At 59.7% G+C, this 15,483-nt stretch carries 15 protein-coding genes and 3 pseudogenes; 7 read left to right on the forward strand and 11 right to left on the reverse strand.

Annotated elements, in window-relative coordinates:
- Nucleotides 1–15: 15 nt before the first annotated feature.
- The 5 genes and pseudogenes from P6U16_RS02160 to P6U16_RS02180 form a co-directional block, all read right to left on the reverse strand.
- Nucleotides 16–1,025 (reverse strand): annotated as a pseudogene (locus P6U16_RS02160) (NAD(P)-dependent oxidoreductase).
- On the reverse strand, nucleotides 1,022–1,459 hold the full coding sequence (locus tag P6U16_RS02165; protein ID WP_277702451.1) for an EamA family transporter: 438 nt from the start codon (nucleotides 1,457–1,459) through the stop codon (nucleotides 1,022–1,024). The pseudogene P6U16_RS02160 and the gene P6U16_RS02165 overlap by 4 nt, the downstream one beginning before the upstream one ends.
- A gap of 88 nt (nucleotides 1,460–1,547) precedes the next feature.
- Nucleotides 1,548–2,875, reverse strand: a pseudogene (locus tag P6U16_RS02170) (FAD-binding oxidoreductase).
- Nucleotides 2,872–3,885: a UbiA family prenyltransferase gene (locus P6U16_RS02175; protein WP_349017669.1), complete on the reverse strand. Its 1,014-nt coding sequence runs from the start codon at nucleotides 3,883–3,885 to the stop codon at nucleotides 2,872–2,874. Before P6U16_RS02175 ends, P6U16_RS02170 begins: the two are co-directional and overlap by 4 nt.
- Nucleotides 3,886–4,430: 545 nt before the next feature.
- Nucleotides 4,431–5,339: an alpha/beta hydrolase gene (locus tag P6U16_RS02180; protein ID WP_277702452.1), complete on the reverse strand. Its 909-nt coding sequence runs from the start codon at nucleotides 5,337–5,339 to the stop codon at nucleotides 4,431–4,433.
- Nucleotides 5,340–5,491: 152 nt separating this feature from the next.
- Between P6U16_RS02180 and parE the strand changes: the two genes are divergently transcribed.
- Together parE and P6U16_RS02190 are read left to right on the forward strand one after the other, a co-directional pair.
- Nucleotides 5,492–7,570: a DNA topoisomerase IV subunit B gene (parE, locus tag P6U16_RS02185; RefSeq protein WP_277702453.1), complete on the forward strand. Its 2,079-nt coding sequence runs from the start codon at nucleotides 5,492–5,494 to the stop codon at nucleotides 7,568–7,570.
- Between the two features lie 271 nt (nucleotides 7,571–7,841).
- Nucleotides 7,842–8,282 carry a hypothetical protein gene (locus P6U16_RS02190; protein ID WP_277702454.1) on the forward strand — a complete coding sequence of 147 codons (441 nt, stop codon included), beginning with the start codon at nucleotides 7,842–7,844 and terminating at the stop codon, nucleotides 8,280–8,282.
- Nucleotides 8,283–8,291: 9 nt separating this feature from the next.
- On the opposite strand, the gene P6U16_RS02195 is transcribed toward P6U16_RS02190, so the two are convergent.
- Both P6U16_RS02195 and P6U16_RS02200 read right to left on the reverse strand, forming a co-directional pair.
- Entirely contained in the window at nucleotides 8,292–9,134 is an 843-nt protein-coding gene (locus P6U16_RS02195) for an NAD-dependent epimerase/dehydratase family protein (protein WP_277702455.1), read from the reverse strand.
- Complete coding sequence (locus P6U16_RS02200; RefSeq protein WP_277702456.1) at nucleotides 9,131–9,319, reverse strand: NAD-dependent epimerase/dehydratase family protein; 189 nt, start codon at nucleotides 9,317–9,319, stop codon at nucleotides 9,131–9,133. The genes P6U16_RS02195 and P6U16_RS02200 overlap by 4 nt, the downstream gene beginning before the upstream one ends.
- Nucleotides 9,320–9,400: 81 nt before the next feature.
- Here P6U16_RS02200 and P6U16_RS02205 point away from each other — a divergent pair, with 81 nt between their 5' ends.
- The gene (locus P6U16_RS02205; protein ID WP_277702457.1) at nucleotides 9,401–9,976 is read left to right on the forward strand and encodes a TetR/AcrR family transcriptional regulator; all 576 of its coding nucleotides are present in this window, start codon (nucleotides 9,401–9,403) and stop codon (nucleotides 9,974–9,976) included.
- A gap of 10 nt (nucleotides 9,977–9,986) precedes the next feature.
- Here the strand turns inward: P6U16_RS02205 and P6U16_RS02210 are convergent, their stop codons facing one another.
- Nucleotides 9,987–11,126 carry a DUF2336 domain-containing protein gene (locus tag P6U16_RS02210; RefSeq protein ID WP_277702458.1) on the reverse strand — a complete coding sequence of 380 codons (1,140 nt, stop codon included), beginning with the start codon at nucleotides 11,124–11,126 and terminating at the stop codon, nucleotides 9,987–9,989.
- Nucleotides 11,127–11,202: 76 nt separating this feature from the next.
- Between P6U16_RS02210 and P6U16_RS02215 the strand changes: the two genes are divergently transcribed.
- Nucleotides 11,203–11,772, forward strand: coding sequence for a hypothetical protein (locus P6U16_RS02215; RefSeq protein ID WP_277702459.1), 570 nt, complete (start codon nucleotides 11,203–11,205; stop codon nucleotides 11,770–11,772).
- Nucleotides 11,766–11,939, forward strand: a complete 174-nt coding sequence (locus tag P6U16_RS02220) for a hypothetical protein (RefSeq protein WP_277702460.1) — start codon at nucleotides 11,766–11,768, stop codon at nucleotides 11,937–11,939. Before P6U16_RS02215 ends, P6U16_RS02220 begins: the two co-directional genes overlap by 7 nt.
- On the opposite strand, the gene P6U16_RS02225 is transcribed toward P6U16_RS02220, so the two are convergent.
- Together P6U16_RS02225 and P6U16_RS02230 are read right to left on the reverse strand one after the other, a co-directional pair.
- Nucleotides 11,936–12,538 carry a flavin reductase family protein gene (locus P6U16_RS02225; protein ID WP_277702461.1) on the reverse strand — a complete coding sequence of 201 codons (603 nt, stop codon included), beginning with the start codon at nucleotides 12,536–12,538 and terminating at the stop codon, nucleotides 11,936–11,938. The genes P6U16_RS02220 and P6U16_RS02225 overlap by 4 nt on opposite strands.
- Before the next feature lie 12 nt (nucleotides 12,539–12,550).
- Nucleotides 12,551–13,135, reverse strand: coding sequence for a nitroreductase (locus P6U16_RS02230; protein ID WP_277703979.1), 585 nt, complete (start codon nucleotides 13,133–13,135; stop codon nucleotides 12,551–12,553).
- A 100-nt stretch (nucleotides 13,136–13,235) separates the two neighbouring features.
- Between P6U16_RS02230 and P6U16_RS02235 the strand changes: the two are divergent.
- Nucleotides 13,236–14,238 (forward strand): annotated as a pseudogene (locus P6U16_RS02235) (hypothetical protein).
- 135 nt (nucleotides 14,239–14,373) lie between these two features.
- On the opposite strand, the gene P6U16_RS02240 reads toward P6U16_RS02235, so the two are convergent.
- Nucleotides 14,374–15,030, reverse strand: a complete 657-nt coding sequence (locus P6U16_RS02240; RefSeq protein WP_277703980.1) for a Crp/Fnr family transcriptional regulator — start codon at nucleotides 15,028–15,030, stop codon at nucleotides 14,374–14,376.
- A 214-nt stretch (nucleotides 15,031–15,244) separates the two neighbouring features.
- On the opposite strand from P6U16_RS02240, the gene P6U16_RS02245 reads away from it, so the two are divergent.
- Nucleotides 15,245–15,481: a hypothetical protein gene (locus tag P6U16_RS02245; RefSeq protein WP_277702462.1), complete on the forward strand. Its 237-nt coding sequence runs from the start codon at nucleotides 15,245–15,247 to the stop codon at nucleotides 15,479–15,481.
- Nucleotides 15,482–15,483 lie beyond the last annotated feature (2 nt).

The raw sequence follows: 15,483 nt of genomic DNA on the forward strand, positions 1-15,483 counted from the left end.
TGTTTGTTCCCTCGTTCATTCCGCCGGTACGGCCGATGTGGTTGCATAGGATTGTCCGGCCTTCTTGGCGCGGTATTCGTCATAGGCTGCGATCAGCATGGCGCCATCATTGTATTGCGGCTTCCAGCCCAGCTCTCGCTTGAGCTTGCCTGTCTCGCGAATGCACATCTCGTTGGCGATCAGATACTGTTCCGGATCCATGATCGGCAGGTTGATCGCGTCGAAGGCGGCAAGCGTCGCCTTGACCGCGAAAGCCGGCGTCGGCAGCAGGAACGATTTCGAACCGGCATGCACGATCAGGTCGCCGAGCAGCTTCTTCACCGATGGTGGATTGTCGGAGCCGAGATTGTATTCCGCATTCGGCACGCCGCCCTTCCAGGCGAGACGGGCGGCTTCGGCGCAATCGAAGACCGAGATGAACTGGTACGGGTTCTTGCCCGAGCCGATCATCGGTACCGGAAGGTTTGCGTCGATCAGCTTGAACAGCTTTTCGAGAATCCCGAGGCGACCAGGGCCGATAATCAGGCGCGGGCGAAAAATCGAGATGTTCAGGCCCTGCTTGCGCCATTCGACGGCGAGCTTCTCGGTTGCCCATTTCGACTTGCCGTATTCGCCGAGCGGCTTGGCCGGATGATCCTCCGTCTGCGGCGACTGGACCGTGTGACCGTAAATCATGTCGGTGGTGAACTGCACCATCCGGTTCGCACCGGCCTTCGTCGTCGCTTTCATGATGTTCTCGGCCCCGTAATAATTGACCGGCCAAAAAATTCCCAGCGTTTCGAGCGAATCTGGAGCGGTGACAGCATCTTGGCGGCCATGTTGTAGACCATGTCGTCCGGACCGATTTCGACGGCAAAGACATCCTCGGCTTTCGTCACGTCGCAATGGACGAAACGGGCACGGGCGTAGTGCGGCAGATCGGACTTGGCGATATCGGCGACCAGCACCTCCTCGCCTTCATTGACGAGGCTTTCTGCCAGGTGACGACCGACGAAGCCGTCGCCGCCAAAAATGATATGTTTCATGATGGGCTCCCGATTTTTGCTGTTGCGCCCGCTGTTTCCAGGGCACGGCCTTCATCATGCGAAGACGAGCCGGATTGGGCGATGAGTACGGTTCCGACGCAGATGAAGCCGATGCCGGCGATGCGCCAGGCGTTGATGTCCTCGTGGAAGATGAAGTAGGCGAAGACAGCGACCGCCACATAGGCGAGGCTGAGGAAAGGAAAGGCAAAGGAAAGTTCGACTTTCGACAGCACGTAGAGATGCGATGCCATGGAGATGACGAAGGTCACGAGACCGGCAAAGATCCAGGGGCTGAAGACGATCTGAAAGATGCGAACGATGAATGTGTCGGCGGTGAAGCTGAGCGGCCCAAGATTGAGCATGCCCTGTTTCAGCATAAGCTGCGCTGCCGCATTGGTCAGCACAGTGAAGAGAATGAATACGATATACTTCATTTCAAAGCTCCCTGTTCCGAAGAAACCAACTACACGCAAGAGCAGTATATTTCGTAAAATTCGCGCATTTATTTAGTTCAAATTGTAACTAGTCTCGTTTTGGCAAAGCCAAGGCGGTACGTTTCCAGAAATTGGAGACGATCGCGGGATCGCGGAAAGCCTCCAGTTTTCGCCACTCGGGGAATGATTTTTCAAAGACTTGCGCGCTCATGCGGGCATCCTTGTAAGGATTGATCGCGCCGCCGGCGTCCGTAACGATGGCATCGAGCCGATCGAGCAGCTTAAGGGTCGGTAAACCCTGATTGGCGAAATCCAGGGTCAGGGTAAATCCGGGTCGCGGAAAGGAAAAAGACCGCGCGACTGTGTGCCGCCAAAGCGTTTGAGCACGGTCAGGAACGAGGCATGACCGGCATCCCGCGCCGTCTGCATCAGCAGCGCGGTAATCTCTGGGGCATTTTCCACGGGATAGACGCTCTGGTGCTGATAGAGCCCCTTCGGCCCGTAAAGGCGGTTCCATCGGCCGATGGCATCGAGCGGATAGAAATAGCCGGGCCACTTGACCGTTTCGACCGTCTCCTGCGGCTTTGCCTTGCGGAAGTAGGCCTCGTTAAAGGCCTTCAGCGTCAACCGGTTGAGCAGATTGAAAGGCGGGGCAAACGGCACGGACAGCTTCATGCCCCGCGGCATGTCGGGAAACTCGCAAGACGCGTCAGCATGGTCGCCGGCCAGAAGCAGGCCGCGGCCCATCCGCCTGCCGGTGGCCAGTTGATCGATCCAGGCGACGGCATATTCATGCTCGTCGTCCACCTGCGCCGCGATCTCGAAGTACCGGTCAAGATGATCGAAGCGGATCGTGTGCTGCTGGATATGGGCAGACGGAACCTTCATCATCTGCAGATCGACGGACAGAATGAGCCCCGTCAGCCCCATGCCACCAATCGTGGCGCGGAAAAGCTCAACGTTCTCGCGCATGGAGCATGTCAGGACGTCGCCGCTGGAGCGCAGCAACGTCAGCGAAACGACGTGATTGCCGAAGGTGCCCCTGATATGATGGTTCTTGCCGTGGACATCATTGGCGACGGCACCGGCAATGGTGACGAATGCGGTTCCCGGCGTCACCGGCAGGAAGAAGCGATGCGGAATCGTCCGCGCCAGGATGTCGTGAAGCGTCACACCGGCATCACAGGAGATAATGCCGGTTCCCGGATCGAAGCCGTGGATGCGGCTGCGCCTGCGGCTGTCGATCAGCGTGCCGGCATCGTTATGGCAGCTGTCACCATAGGACCTGCCATTGCCGAACGGCAGCAAGGCCCCCGGCCCTGCCTGCCCGCGCATGTTCTCGTAAATGTCCGGCGAGATGCCTTGCCGCGTGCGGCAATCAATGCGGCCCCAGCTATCGAATGTACCGTCGCTCATTGTGGCCCCAGCGCACCGATCAATACAAGCGACGCGCCGATCGACATGGTCACGAGGCTGCGCCAATCGCGCATGATGAAGACGACGGGATCCTCGTGCAGCATGCGGCGGCGCGCCAGCATCCAGATCCGCAGCAGCATGTAGAGCACCAGCGGGCAAAGCGGCCACAGCACCCAGGGCTGCGCATACATCTCCATCATTTCCTTGCTGTGGATGTACAGCGCCAGAACCATCGCGGCGGCAAAGGCCGAGGATACGCCGGCCTGCCCCACCATCTCGAAATCGACGGATGTATAACCGCGACCAGGCACCTGCTGCCCGTCCCGACCGTCATATTCGTCCAGTTCGACATAGCGTTTCACCAGCGCCAGGCTGAGGAAGAAGAAAATCGAGAATGACAAGAGCCAGAACGACAGTTCAGTATCGGTCGCGGCGGCGCCTGCAACGATACGGACCGTATAGAGGCCTGCCAGGGTAAAGACATCGACCAGCAGCTTGCGCTTCAGCACGAATGTATAGGCCGTCGTCGCCAAGGCATAGAAGCCGAGCGTGGCGGCAAACTCCCACGGCAGCATGGATGTCAGGCCGAGCGACGCGAGAACCAGACAGCCGGCGATAACAAGGCCCATAGGCACCGACATCTGGCCGCTTGCAAGCGGACGATGGCGCTTTTTCGGGTGGCGTCGATCATTGGTCAGATCAGAAAGATCGTTGATGACATAAACGGCGGACGCCAGGAAGCTGAAGGCGAAGAAAGCCATCCCCACTTTGATCAGCGCATCGAGTTGCAGGATGTCATGGTTGAGGACCATCGGCACGCCGATCAGGACGTTCTTGGCCCATTGGTGCACACGGATCGATTTTAGCGTTGCAAGCCGGCTTGTCTTGCCCAGGTCAAGCCGTTCGGCATCATGGTTGCGGCGCCAGCGTTCCGCGGCACCATCCGGCGCCACGACAATGGCCTTGCGGGCAACATCAAAGACCGCAACATCGTCGCGGCTGTTGCCCATGTAGTCAAAGCCCCCTCTCCGAATCGCTCGACAAGCGCTTCGCGCTTGCGCCCGCTGGTCAGGTTCAGCGTTTCTGAGCTGTGGAGCACGGAGGTAAACAGGCCGGTATGGGCCGCGACCTCCAAAGCGACGCATTCTGCAGCACCTGTCACGAGAACAATTGGTCGGCCAGTCTCAGCCTCGCGCTTCAGGCGCTGCAGCACCGCCTCGCGGTATGGCCAATCCGCGGCTTGGCGCCCCGATCGCCTGGCGACCTCAAACTTCAGACGCGCCTTGCTCTTTGCCAGCCAATAGACCATCGCAAACAACAGAAAGGGATTGCGCAGGAGAACAACTGCCGCACCTTCCCACAAGGTATCTGTTGAAAGCAACGTACCATCCAGATCGACACACAACGGAATATGCCGTGTTTCTGTCCGAGCATCCATAATACAAGACCCCAATATAAATTTGGCAGCAACGTCCCACGTCCGGCTTTCAGAAAAGCAAACGTCAGGGTTGTCGGGTCTCTAAATTGATGGGGTGGTTAATGAAACGCGGATATATTAGCTGTGTTGCCGAGCCGCGATCCAGTTCAGGGCATCGCGCCAGTCGGTCATGCGGACGGGTGTCCCGTGCGATCCGGTTTCGAAAAGAACGAGGCGCACCGGATAGCCTGTCTTTTTGAGTTTTCGATAGAACGAGACCTGTGCGGCGGCAGGATAAACGCTATCGGCACTGCCATGGCTGAAGAAAACGGGCAGTTTCGCCTTGTAGGCAGCACTTTTCAAAAACGTCTCGTCCGCTGGCCCGCCCATGATCATCATGCCGTCGAGTGCTGCCACCGCATCCGGTACCCGCGCGATGCCCCAGCAGATGAAACTGCCCATGGAGGCACAGGCCAGCACGACCGGCTTGCCTCCGGAACTGGCCTTGGCATGCGCAATCAAGGCGGCCACATCGGCAACGCCGGCTTCATCGAAGGATCCGACGCTCGGCGCGTAATAGACGCCGCCATTCTCAACCGCGAGGTTCTTCAGCCGGTTGAAATTGCCCCCGAAGGAATAATCATTGGCGCCAAGCCGGCGATCTCCACCACGCCCGTGCACGAAGACCACTGAAAATGCGCCGCCCGTTTCCCGGCCGACACGCATGACATCAATGGCACGACCGGCAACGGAGATGGTCTCGTTGACCTGGCTCTTTTTGACGCCAAGCGACACATAAGCCCGCTTCACCCGCCGCTCCGGGACCTGGTCGCGGCCGTTGATGTCGCGCAGTTCCTGATATTCGACCACTCGGTAGTCACCGTCATCCGCTGTTTCGAGGACGGTCTGGTATGCGAACAGCGCATCCTTGTAGGGCTGCAACATCTCGGCTTTCGCCGGCAGGCTCGACGAAACAAGCAGCGCAAGGCCCATCAGCGCGGCCCAGACGACTGCAGGCGAGACAAAATCAGTTGTGGACAGGCGCATCGGGAATGTTCCTCTTTTGATCCAAGCCTTGCCATTGGCGCTTCCGCAACGCAACAGTGAGGTTATGCAAACGCCAATGACAATTCACGGAATGCGTCGACAGTTCCGGTGCGGAACGACCCATTCATCACGGGAAGACATCTGAAAGCCCCATGGACGACAGCAAAGATCTCTTTTCAGCCCTGCCCACCCCGCCGAAGCCAGTCGCTGCGGCTGCACCTCCGGTGCCGAAGCCTGCCGCAACAGCGCCCGTCGCGCAAGCGGAAGGACGGCTGGGGGCGGCCTCACCTCTGAAAAGCGACAATGGCGACTACAACGCATCGGCGATCGAAGTGCTTGAGGGCCTCGAACCCGTTCGGCGTCGTCCCGGCATGTATATCGGCGGCACTGACGAGAAGGCGCTGCACCACCTGTTTGCCGAAGTCATCGACAACTCGATGGACGAAGCGGTTGCCGGCCACGCCAATTTCATCGAGGTCAATCTCGATGCCGAAGGCTTCCTGACAGTCACCGACAATGGCCGCGGTATCCCGGTCGAGAACCATCCGAAATTTCCGGGCAAGTCGACGCTCGAAGTGATCATGACGATCCTGCATGCCGGCGGCAAGTTCGACAGCAAGGTCTACGAAACATCAGGCGGCCTGCACGGCGTCGGCGTCTCCGTCGTCAACGCCCTGTCCGACGTTCTGGAGGTCGAGGTCGCGCGCAATCGCAAGCTCTACCGCCAGCGGTTTTCGCGCGGCGTGCCGCAGGGCGGGCTCGAAGAACTGGGTGACGTCCAGAACCGGCGCGGCACGCGTGTGCGATTCCATCCGGATCCTGAGATCTTCGGGGCGCATGCGAAGTTCGAACCGGCGCGGCTGTTCCGCATGGCCCGCTCGAAAGCCTATCTCTTCGGCGGTGTCGAAATCCGCTGGTCCTGCGATCCTGCTCTCACAGAGGGAACAGACACACCGGAAAAGGCGGTGTTCCATTTCCCCGGCGGCCTGAAGGATTATCTGCAGGCCACCATGGGCAAGGAATTCACGGTGACCCGCGAAATCTTTGCCGGCAAGACCGAAAAGACCGGCGGCCATGGCGCCATGGAATGGGCCGTGACCTGGTATGGCGGTGATGCCGTGCTGCACTCCTATTGCAACACGATTCCCACACCGGAAGGCGGCACGCACGAGGCAGGCTTCCGCATCGCGCTGACCAAGGGCCTCAAATCCTATGCCGAACTGACGCAGAACAAGCGTGCCGCCATCGTCACCACGGAAGACGTGATGATTTCCGCGGCCGGCATGCTGTCGGTGTTCATCCGCGAGCCGGAATTCGTCGGCCAGACGAAGGATAAGCTGGCGACCGTCGAGGCCCAACGTATTGTCGAGAACGCCATCCGCGATCCTTTCGACCATTTCCTCGCCGACAATCCCCAGGAAGCCGCCAAGCTGCTTGAGTGGGTGATCGAGCGCGCCGACGAGCGCGTGCGCCGGCGCAAGGAAAAGGAAGTCAACCGCAAGTCGGCCGTGCGCAAGCTGCGCCTGCCGGGCAAGCTGGCCGACTGCTCGCAGAACTCGGCCGAGGGCGCCGAACTGTTCATCGTCGAAGGCGATTCGGCCGGCGGCTCGGCCAAGCAGGCGCGCAACCGCTCCAACCAAGCGATCCTGCCGCTGCGCGGCAAGATCCTCAACGTCGCCAGCGCCGGCCGCGACAAGCTGACGGCCAACCAGCAGATCGGCGATCTCATCCAGGCGCTCGGCTGCGGCACGCGCTCGAAGTATCGCGAAGAGGACCTGCGCTACGGCCGGGTCATCGTCATGACCGATGCCGACGTCGATGGCGCCCATATTGCATCCCTGCTGATCACCTTCTTCTACCAGGAAATGCCGGAGCTCATTCGCGGCGGCCATCTCTATCTCGCCGTGCCGCCGCTCTATCGGCTTACGCAAGGCGCAAAGACGCTTTACGCCCGCGACGATGCCCACCGCATGGAACTGATGGAGACGGAGTTCAGCGGGCGCGGCAAGGTCGAGATCGGCCGCTTCAAGGGTCTGGGCGAAATGATGCCGGCGCAGCTCAAGGAAACCACGATGGATCCGGGCAAGCGCACCCTGCTCAAGGTCGCCATCGACGACATCGATTTTGAGGGAACGCGCGAGGCTGTGGACAATCTGATGGGCACCAAGGCCGATGCCCGCTTCCGCTTCATCCAGGAACGCGCCGTCTTCGCCGACAATCTCGACATCTGAGCGTTGCCCTCACAAACCGATTCAACAGGCTGTTGAATTGATTCATGTTTCCGCTCCAAGTGACTGAGCGGAAACAGCTTTCATGGCCCCTTAAAGTATCGATTCAAGTGCGGTTCGCCACCTTGAAGGGCCGATGCCAGATCGTCAGACGCAACATTCCGAAACAATTCGTTTTTGCGGTCGCCGGTTTCGCCTTATTTCCGGAACAAAAGACGATCTATAAGAATACCGACAGATAAAGATCTCGACACAAACGAAAGACTGACGCTTCATGAAAGCTGCCCTGATTGTTATGACCATCCTCGGCTGCGATGACAGCGCGACGCAGTGCCATTACATCTCGACGGTGGAAGGGTCGTGGCAGACCGTTGCCCTTTGCGACAATGAATCGCAAAAGCAGTTGCCGAAATTCTCCAACGATCACAACTACCCTGTCATCGTCGCGGTCTGCGAAACAGCGAGCAATGACATGACGACGATGGCCGATCCTGCGCCCTTGCCACAGTTAAACCCGGCACTGCTCGATCAGCAGCCCGAGCCCGTGCCAACCGCGCCGGAAACCGAGGCGAAACCCAACCTGCCGCGCCGGGCGCTGGCATTTATCACTGGCGCCCTTCCCGATGCGGAACAATTGCGCAATGCCGTGACCAAGCCGGTGCATTATGTCGAGGACGGTTATTCCTGGGTCGCACGCAAGTTCACCAGGGAATAAGGTACAGAATCAGACGCGTCCGGCGTCGATCAGGCTCTGGGCACTGGCGCGGATGGCTTCGTCCTCACTGCGCGGTTGCCAGCCGAGAATACGCCGCGCCTTCTCGTTCGATACCGTCGCATCCCGTCCGAGTTCCTTGAGGATCAGCTTGACACCGGGATCGAATAGCGCCGCCAGTCGCGCCATCCAGTTGGGCAGCACAAATTTCGGCATCTTCTTCGCATACGCCGAATGGGTGGTTTTCAACACGGTGACGATGTCCTTTAAAGACATCGCCTTTCCGGCGGCAATGAAGCGCTCACCGGCCGCGTCCGGCACGATCATCGCCTGAACATGGGCGTCGGCCACGTCGCGTGCATCGACGATGGCCACGCGGAAATCCGGCAAGGCCGGATATTTGCCCTTCATCATGCCGCGGATCAGGCCGACGGACGTGCCTGGATCACCGCCTAAGACGGGTCCGAGAATCATGCCCGGATTGACGACCGCAAGCTCCACCCCCTCCGCCTTGGCAAATTCCCAGGCGGCACGCTCGGCAATCGTCTTGGATTTGTAGTAGGGCGTCGACAACGGACCATTGACATCCGTCCAGTCAGCTTCCGTGAACGGTGCCCTGCCCGCACCGTAATTGATGGCGGCGATCGACGACGTCAGAACGACGCGGCGAACACCAGCGCGTTTGGCGGCCTTCAGCACGCGCAACGCGCCGTCCCGCGCCGGCTTGATCAACTCGTTTTCGTCCTTCGGCACAGAATTGGGAAAAGGCGATGCGACGTGCATGACATAATCCGCGCCCACCATCGCCGCGTCCCAGCCGGCATCGGACAGGAGGTCGGCAGCGACGAACGTCAATTCCCCGTCTCCAGCCCCTTCTGCGCTGCGGATTCCGCTTCGATCTCCGCAGCGTTCTTCAGCGATCGCACGGTACCGCGCACGTCAAAACCCTGTCGCAACAGGCTGGCGGCGACGTGCCGTCCGAGAAATCCGCCAATGCCGGTCACGACCACCAGGTTGCGTGTTTCCATCGTTTCGATCATAGACCACTCCATATTACAAACTGACGTTTTCCGTTCATAATGTCAAATTGACATTTTTCATCCAAACTGTCAATTCAAGCCATGGACGAAAAGAAGCAACAGATTGTCGCCGCTGCCAGCGATGTCTTCATCCGCTACGGCTTCAAGAAGACATCAATGCAAGACATTGCGGATGCAGCGATGATGTCGCGCGGAGCGCTTTATCTGCATTTCCGCAACAAGGAAGATCTGTTCCACTCGTTGATGCAATGGCATCATGCCGGCGCGCTGCAGGAAGCCGAGGACGCCTTCCGCTCGCCCCTGCCCTTTGCCGACCGTATGGAGGCGGCGCTGATGCGCTTCACCCTGGCGTTGATGGCGCCGGTCAAGGCCAGCACTCATGGAGAAGAACTGTTCGAGGCCAATATGCGCCTTGCCCCGGATATTACAGCCGCGACGTCGGCGCGCCTGAAAGCGTTGCTGGAAAGCGATGTCACACTGGCGGCCGAACGGGGTGAATTGTCGCTCGATGCCATAGGGCTTTCCGTTGCCGCCCTTGCCGACCTGCTCTATGCCTGTGCCGATGGGATAAAGAAGGCCGATAGCGGCCTTGGGAAACTGGAAGATCGCGTCAAAGCGCTGATGCGTGTCGTCGCAGTCGCAACACGGCCAGATTGACCCGAAACCGTCAGGCCGCTTCGCGTGCTGCCGTCAGGGCATAGTCCCGCGCCGTCTGGCGCTGTTCTGCAATCGTCAGTTTCTCGACCAGGTCGGCAATGCCGCCGGAAAGATCGCCCGCCGTGCTCGTGGTCTGCAGTTTCTGCAGCAGCATGGCCGAAATCGAGGCGGCGACGATCGCCGACCCGGACCGGTTTTCCTTGCGCCACATCAGCATGGCATCGGCAAACAGATTGCTGACGTCACGGCCGAGACCGGCGCTTTCGAGCAGAGCGCGGATTGCCGGAATACGGCCGTCCGCAAGGATCGCGCGAACCCGCTTTTCCGGCACGCCGGACAGGTTGACGATGGAGGCGGCGAAGAAATCGATCTTGCCGGAGCAGAGCGCGTGCATCAGGAAAGCCGGTGTCAGTCGCGCCGAAGCCCGCAAATGTTCGACCAGCGCCGGCACTTCCTCGGCACTTGCGCTGCCCGCCATGCTGACGGCGGCGCGATCGCAGGCCTCGCGGGTGATACGCTCGACGCGACGATCGCCGATCGCGGCCTGCACCAGGCTGAAACCGGCCAGCGCATTGCCGACCTTCTCGACCAGCGTGTGGCGCGCATCAGCCGGCAGATCGGGCCGGTCGAGCAGGTTGTTTCGGATCGACCAGAGATGCCCCAGGCGTTCGCTGAGACGCTTCAGCGTCCGGCGGGAGAACTGCGCCTGCTCGTTTTCGAGCAGAATCAAAACCTCTTCCTCGCCGCCGATTTCGGCAATGGCGGCAGCAACGGGCCGCGACATACCCTGCCTTGCGGCAATCACAGCGCGGGTTTCGTGGCTGCCTCTGGCTGCAAGGTCAACCAGATCGGCATCGGTGAGTACAGGCGAACAGGAAATGACGGCATAGGCGATTTCGGGCTGATCTTCCGCCAGCGGCAGGATGATGGACCGCGGCACGACGGAACAGGCACCGATCGCTTCCGCAAGCGAAAGGCGGACTTTCGGAGACGGGTCATCGAGCAGGAACGTCATCGCCATTTCGGCGGCGTGGCGGTCCAGCGTGTGCATCTCGTCCTTGACATAGGCCCGTCCAAGAGCGCTGGCTGCGCGGATACGGTCACCCGTCTTTGCGGTTTCCACCCAGCGAAGAAATGCTTGTATGATCACGGACGCCTCACTACACCAACACTGCACATGATGTTGCAGGACACGCTAACGGATAAAAGTTTAAGATTGGTTCACCATGTCCGTTAACCCGCTGGATATCGCCACACCCCTTTTGCTGCTTGCCCCCGCCGACTGGCCAGCGGCGATGCGCGGTGACTACGCGGACATGCCGTTGATCCTTGACCTCCATCCGGACGGCCGTGCAGCGGCATCGCCGGACCCCGTCAAAGCTTTATTGGTGGTTTTGCAAAAACACCGGAAGGCTTCCGAGACCTTTCCGGTTATGGTGCGGATCGGCGGTTTCAAGAACGGAGTTGCGGAAGACGATCTCGCCACGCTCGAAGGCGGGCATCCCGATGCAATCCTTCTTTCCGGATGCCGAAATGCTGCCGACATCCAGAAACTCGACGTGCTGCTCGGCGTCTCCGAAGCAAAGGCAGACCTGCCGGCCGGCAGCACGAAAATTCTGGCCGAATGCGGCGCCGAAGCGGAATTTTTCTCTCGCCCCATAGCCTCGCTGGAAAATCCGCAAGATTGCGCGGCCTGGTTCTCAACGGGCTGGCGTTTGCCGAACGGACAGGGAGCAATCCCGACACCCACCCCCATTCAGCGCCCCTGTCTTTCGCGCGCGCCATCTGCTTGCTGAAGGCAACCGAGGCACAGGTGCGTTGCTACGAAATTCCACCGCTGAAGAGCGGGCCTGTCGATATTCTGACCGCGCAGGCAGAAAGCAAGGCAAATGGCTTCGACAACATCATCGTCCGCAGCAGCGCATATATGGCGGCAGTTTCGAAGCACGTCACCGTGGTCTAGCGTTTCGGCCGCATCATCTCGAAGACATCGCCGGCATCGCAATAATCCATATAACCCATCCGGCCGATGGGCCGCACCAGGCCGGCATCGAAGCGGCCGTCGCGGATTGCTTCCTCGCGGATGTGGATGCCGACCACCTGGCCGATCACCACGTAGTTGTTCGACATCTCGCCATCGAGCCCCTTGGGCCGAAAGCTTTCCGTCACCCGGCATTCGAGCGCCGCGAAGGCCTCGCCGACATAGGGAGCGGCGACAAGCTGCCCAACGACCGGTGTCAAGCCGGCAAGGTCGAACTCGCTTTCGCCATGCGGCACCATCGCGGAGGTGGTGTTCATCGCCTCGCTCAGGGCGCGGCCGACGAAACTTGCGGTGAATTCGCCTGTTTCCTCGATGTTGCGGACTGAATCCTTACGGCCGCCGGACGAGAACATCACCAGCTTCGGCACGTCGCAAATGGCGTTGAAAAATGAATAGGGCGCGAGATTGTGGCTGCCGTCACCGGCCTGCGTCCCGATCCAGCCGATCGGGCGCGGTGAGACGATAGCCTTGAACGGATCATGGCTCAGGCCGTGTGCATTGGTGTCAGTTGAATAGAACATTTTGGCCGATCTCTAATCCTGCCCGCCGACCCAGGTGACGATGTCGGACAGGGCCGGCCGGGGCCGTTCCGTCGGCGGCACCTGCGCCGTACCGATGTGAATGAAGCCGGCGACCTTTTCGCCCGGCGCAATGCCAAGCAGCGCATAGGCCTTTTCGTCGAAGGCATACCATTCGGTCAGCCAGTTGGACGAGAAACCATGCGCGTTCGCTGCCATCACCAGATTGAGGCAGACCGCCCCCGCCGACATGATCTGCTCCCACTCCGGCACCTTGAAATGCGGCGCTGCCGTGCTGACAACCGCGACCACGACCGGCGCCCGCGTCAGTCGCGTGTTTTCGACCTTGATCATCTCGTCCGAAAGATCCGGCTTTGCCGCCAATGCCATTTTGGCAAGCGCCGCACTGATCCGGGCGCGCTCGTCACCGCGATAGACGATGAAGCGCCAGGGTGCCAGCTTGCCGTGATCGGGGACACGCGAGGCGAGTGTCAGCATGGCTTCGACAGTGGACTTATCCGGCCCCGGCTCACCCATCTGGAATGCAGGAATGGAGCGACGCGTCGCCAGATAATCACGCAGATTGATTTCGGTTTTCATCACGAATTATTTCCACTAGTTTGCGACCCAGGCGGCAGCCACGAAATTGCCATACAGGCGCTTCAAGTGGAGCCACATCGTCAGGAAGTCAACCACGCTCATGCGCATCCCCGCCGGACATATTTTCGGATCCATCGTTGTGATTTTCGCCGCGGTTGCCGGGCCGGTTGTCGCGACCGCCCAGGACGCGGCCGATCCCTTCCAGAGCTTTCCTCGATCTCGGCCACCGGCAAGATGCCCAAGCTCAACAGTTTCAATCCGTTGCTCACGCAATCGGAGAACGGCGTAACGGCTAGGGATATCACCCTGCAGGCGCTTTTGACGGAGAAAGGCAAGCCGGTCGAGCAGGGTCTGACATGGCGGGTGTTCAGCCCGATACCGGGCTCGGACGGCAAGCTTCCGCTGCTTGCCACCTCCGAAGGCGGCTCTGCTGCGTTCCAGCTGATCCCCGGTGATTATTTCGTCAATGTCTCGTTCGGTAGAGCCGGTGCCACGCGCAAGATTCGCATACCTGAAAGCGGCACCGCCGAGAACCAGATGCTCGTGCTTGATGCGGGGGCATGATGCTGAATGCGATCTCGGGCAACGACATGCGCATCCCTCCGGATGAACTGAGTTTTTCGATCTATTCCGCCGACGTCAAGGAAGACGGCGAGCGCGCGCTAGTCGTCGCCGACGTCAAGCCCAATACGGTTACTCGCCTGAATACCGGCACCTATCATGTCGTTTCCGACTACGGCACTGTCAATGCCGTCATTCGCGCTGATATACAGGTGGAAGCCGGCAAGCTGACGGAAGCGACGATCCAGCACCGGGCAGCGAAGCTGACGCTGAAGCTGGTTTCCGAGACCGGCGGAGAGGCAATCGCCGATACGGCCTGGTCTATCCTCACGTCGTCGGGCGACGTGGTCAGCGAAAGCGTCGGCGCCTTTCCGACGCTCGTGCTTGCCGAGGGCGGGTATACGGCCATTGCGCGAAACAAGGAAAAAATCTTCCAGCGCGACTTCAAGGTCGTCGCAGGGGTCAATACCGACGTCGAGGTACTCTTGAAGGATGCCGACAAGGCCAGCGTCACGCCGGCATCAACCGACGCGCAGGACTGAGTTGTTTCTGAGCACCTTCATGCCGGAAAATTCGCGCACCTGATTCAGCACCTGCTCGTGCGCGAAACTGCACGCTCGGACCGCTTGATACCATGCCTGGGCGAATGACGTGGTTTCATCGACCGTTTTTCAGCCTCAGCGCGCCTCGACGTTCAGGCTGAGATAGGTGGGATCGAACTGCGCCAGCTCCTGTAGCCGCGTCCAGTCGAGAATGGTGATCACCTGATTGATCCAGGTGAAAAGCTCCTCTTTTCGCAAGACCTGCAATGTCTTGTTCAGGTGTACGACGGAAATTCCAAGAACGTCGGCGAGTTCAAGCTGCGTCAGCGGAAAATGGAAGCGGAATCCCGTCGTTCTGCGCACGACCTGAAGCCGCACATACAGTTCGCAGATGAGATGCGCCAAGTGCGATTTTTTCGAGCGGCGGCCCATGGCGACGATCCACTCGCGATGCACCGCACCATCCACCAGGGTGTCGAGCCACAAAAGCCGGCTGAGGTGCGGCTGGGTCTCGGAGATGTTCTTCAGATCGCTGTGATCGAGGAAGGCGACATGGCATGGCGACATGGCGACGATGCCGTGATCCATGGTTTTCAGGAGGAAGGCGTGAAGATCAACGAAGTCACCGGCGACATGCAGGGCGGTGATCTGCCGCGCGCCGTCAGCCATGAATTTATAGCGTGCTGCAAAACCGTCGACCAGCAGCGTGCTGTAGCTCGGCCGCGAGCCTTCGGCGACGATATCCTCGTCCACGAGAAAGCGCCGTTCGCGCCACACCAGGTTCCCCAGCAGCGCGCGCTCTTTGTCAGTAACGACATCATGACTTTCAAGATTGAGAAGAAGCGATCTCGATCAATGTTCACAGGTCCATGGATAAGCTTGCCCTCGCCTACCGCATGAAAAAATCCGCACATTTAACATTGACACGTCCGACGTGAAATTTCGCGCGTTTCTGGAACAATTCCATGGCTGGACGGTTCCGTTTCCTGACACAGGAAATCATGAAATGCGGCGCTATTTTTTCGATCTTCACAATGGCGACGGGCCAATCCGGGACGACACCGGCATCCAGCTCTCATCGAGGCAAAGCGTTGCCATGGAGGTGAGCCGAATTCTCCTTGAAGTCGCCAGCGACGAGATCCCCTACCAGGCACGCGCCATCGTCTCGATTACCGTGCGCGACGATACGGGACGGGCAATCTCGGTGGCTAGCCTGACATTCAACAATGAGTGGCTCGAATAGGA

The sequence above is a fragment of the Rhizobium sp. 32-5/1 genome (genome assembly GCF_029537235.1).
In the GTDB taxonomy this organism is placed as follows: domain Bacteria; phylum Pseudomonadota; class Alphaproteobacteria; order Rhizobiales; family Rhizobiaceae; genus Pararhizobium.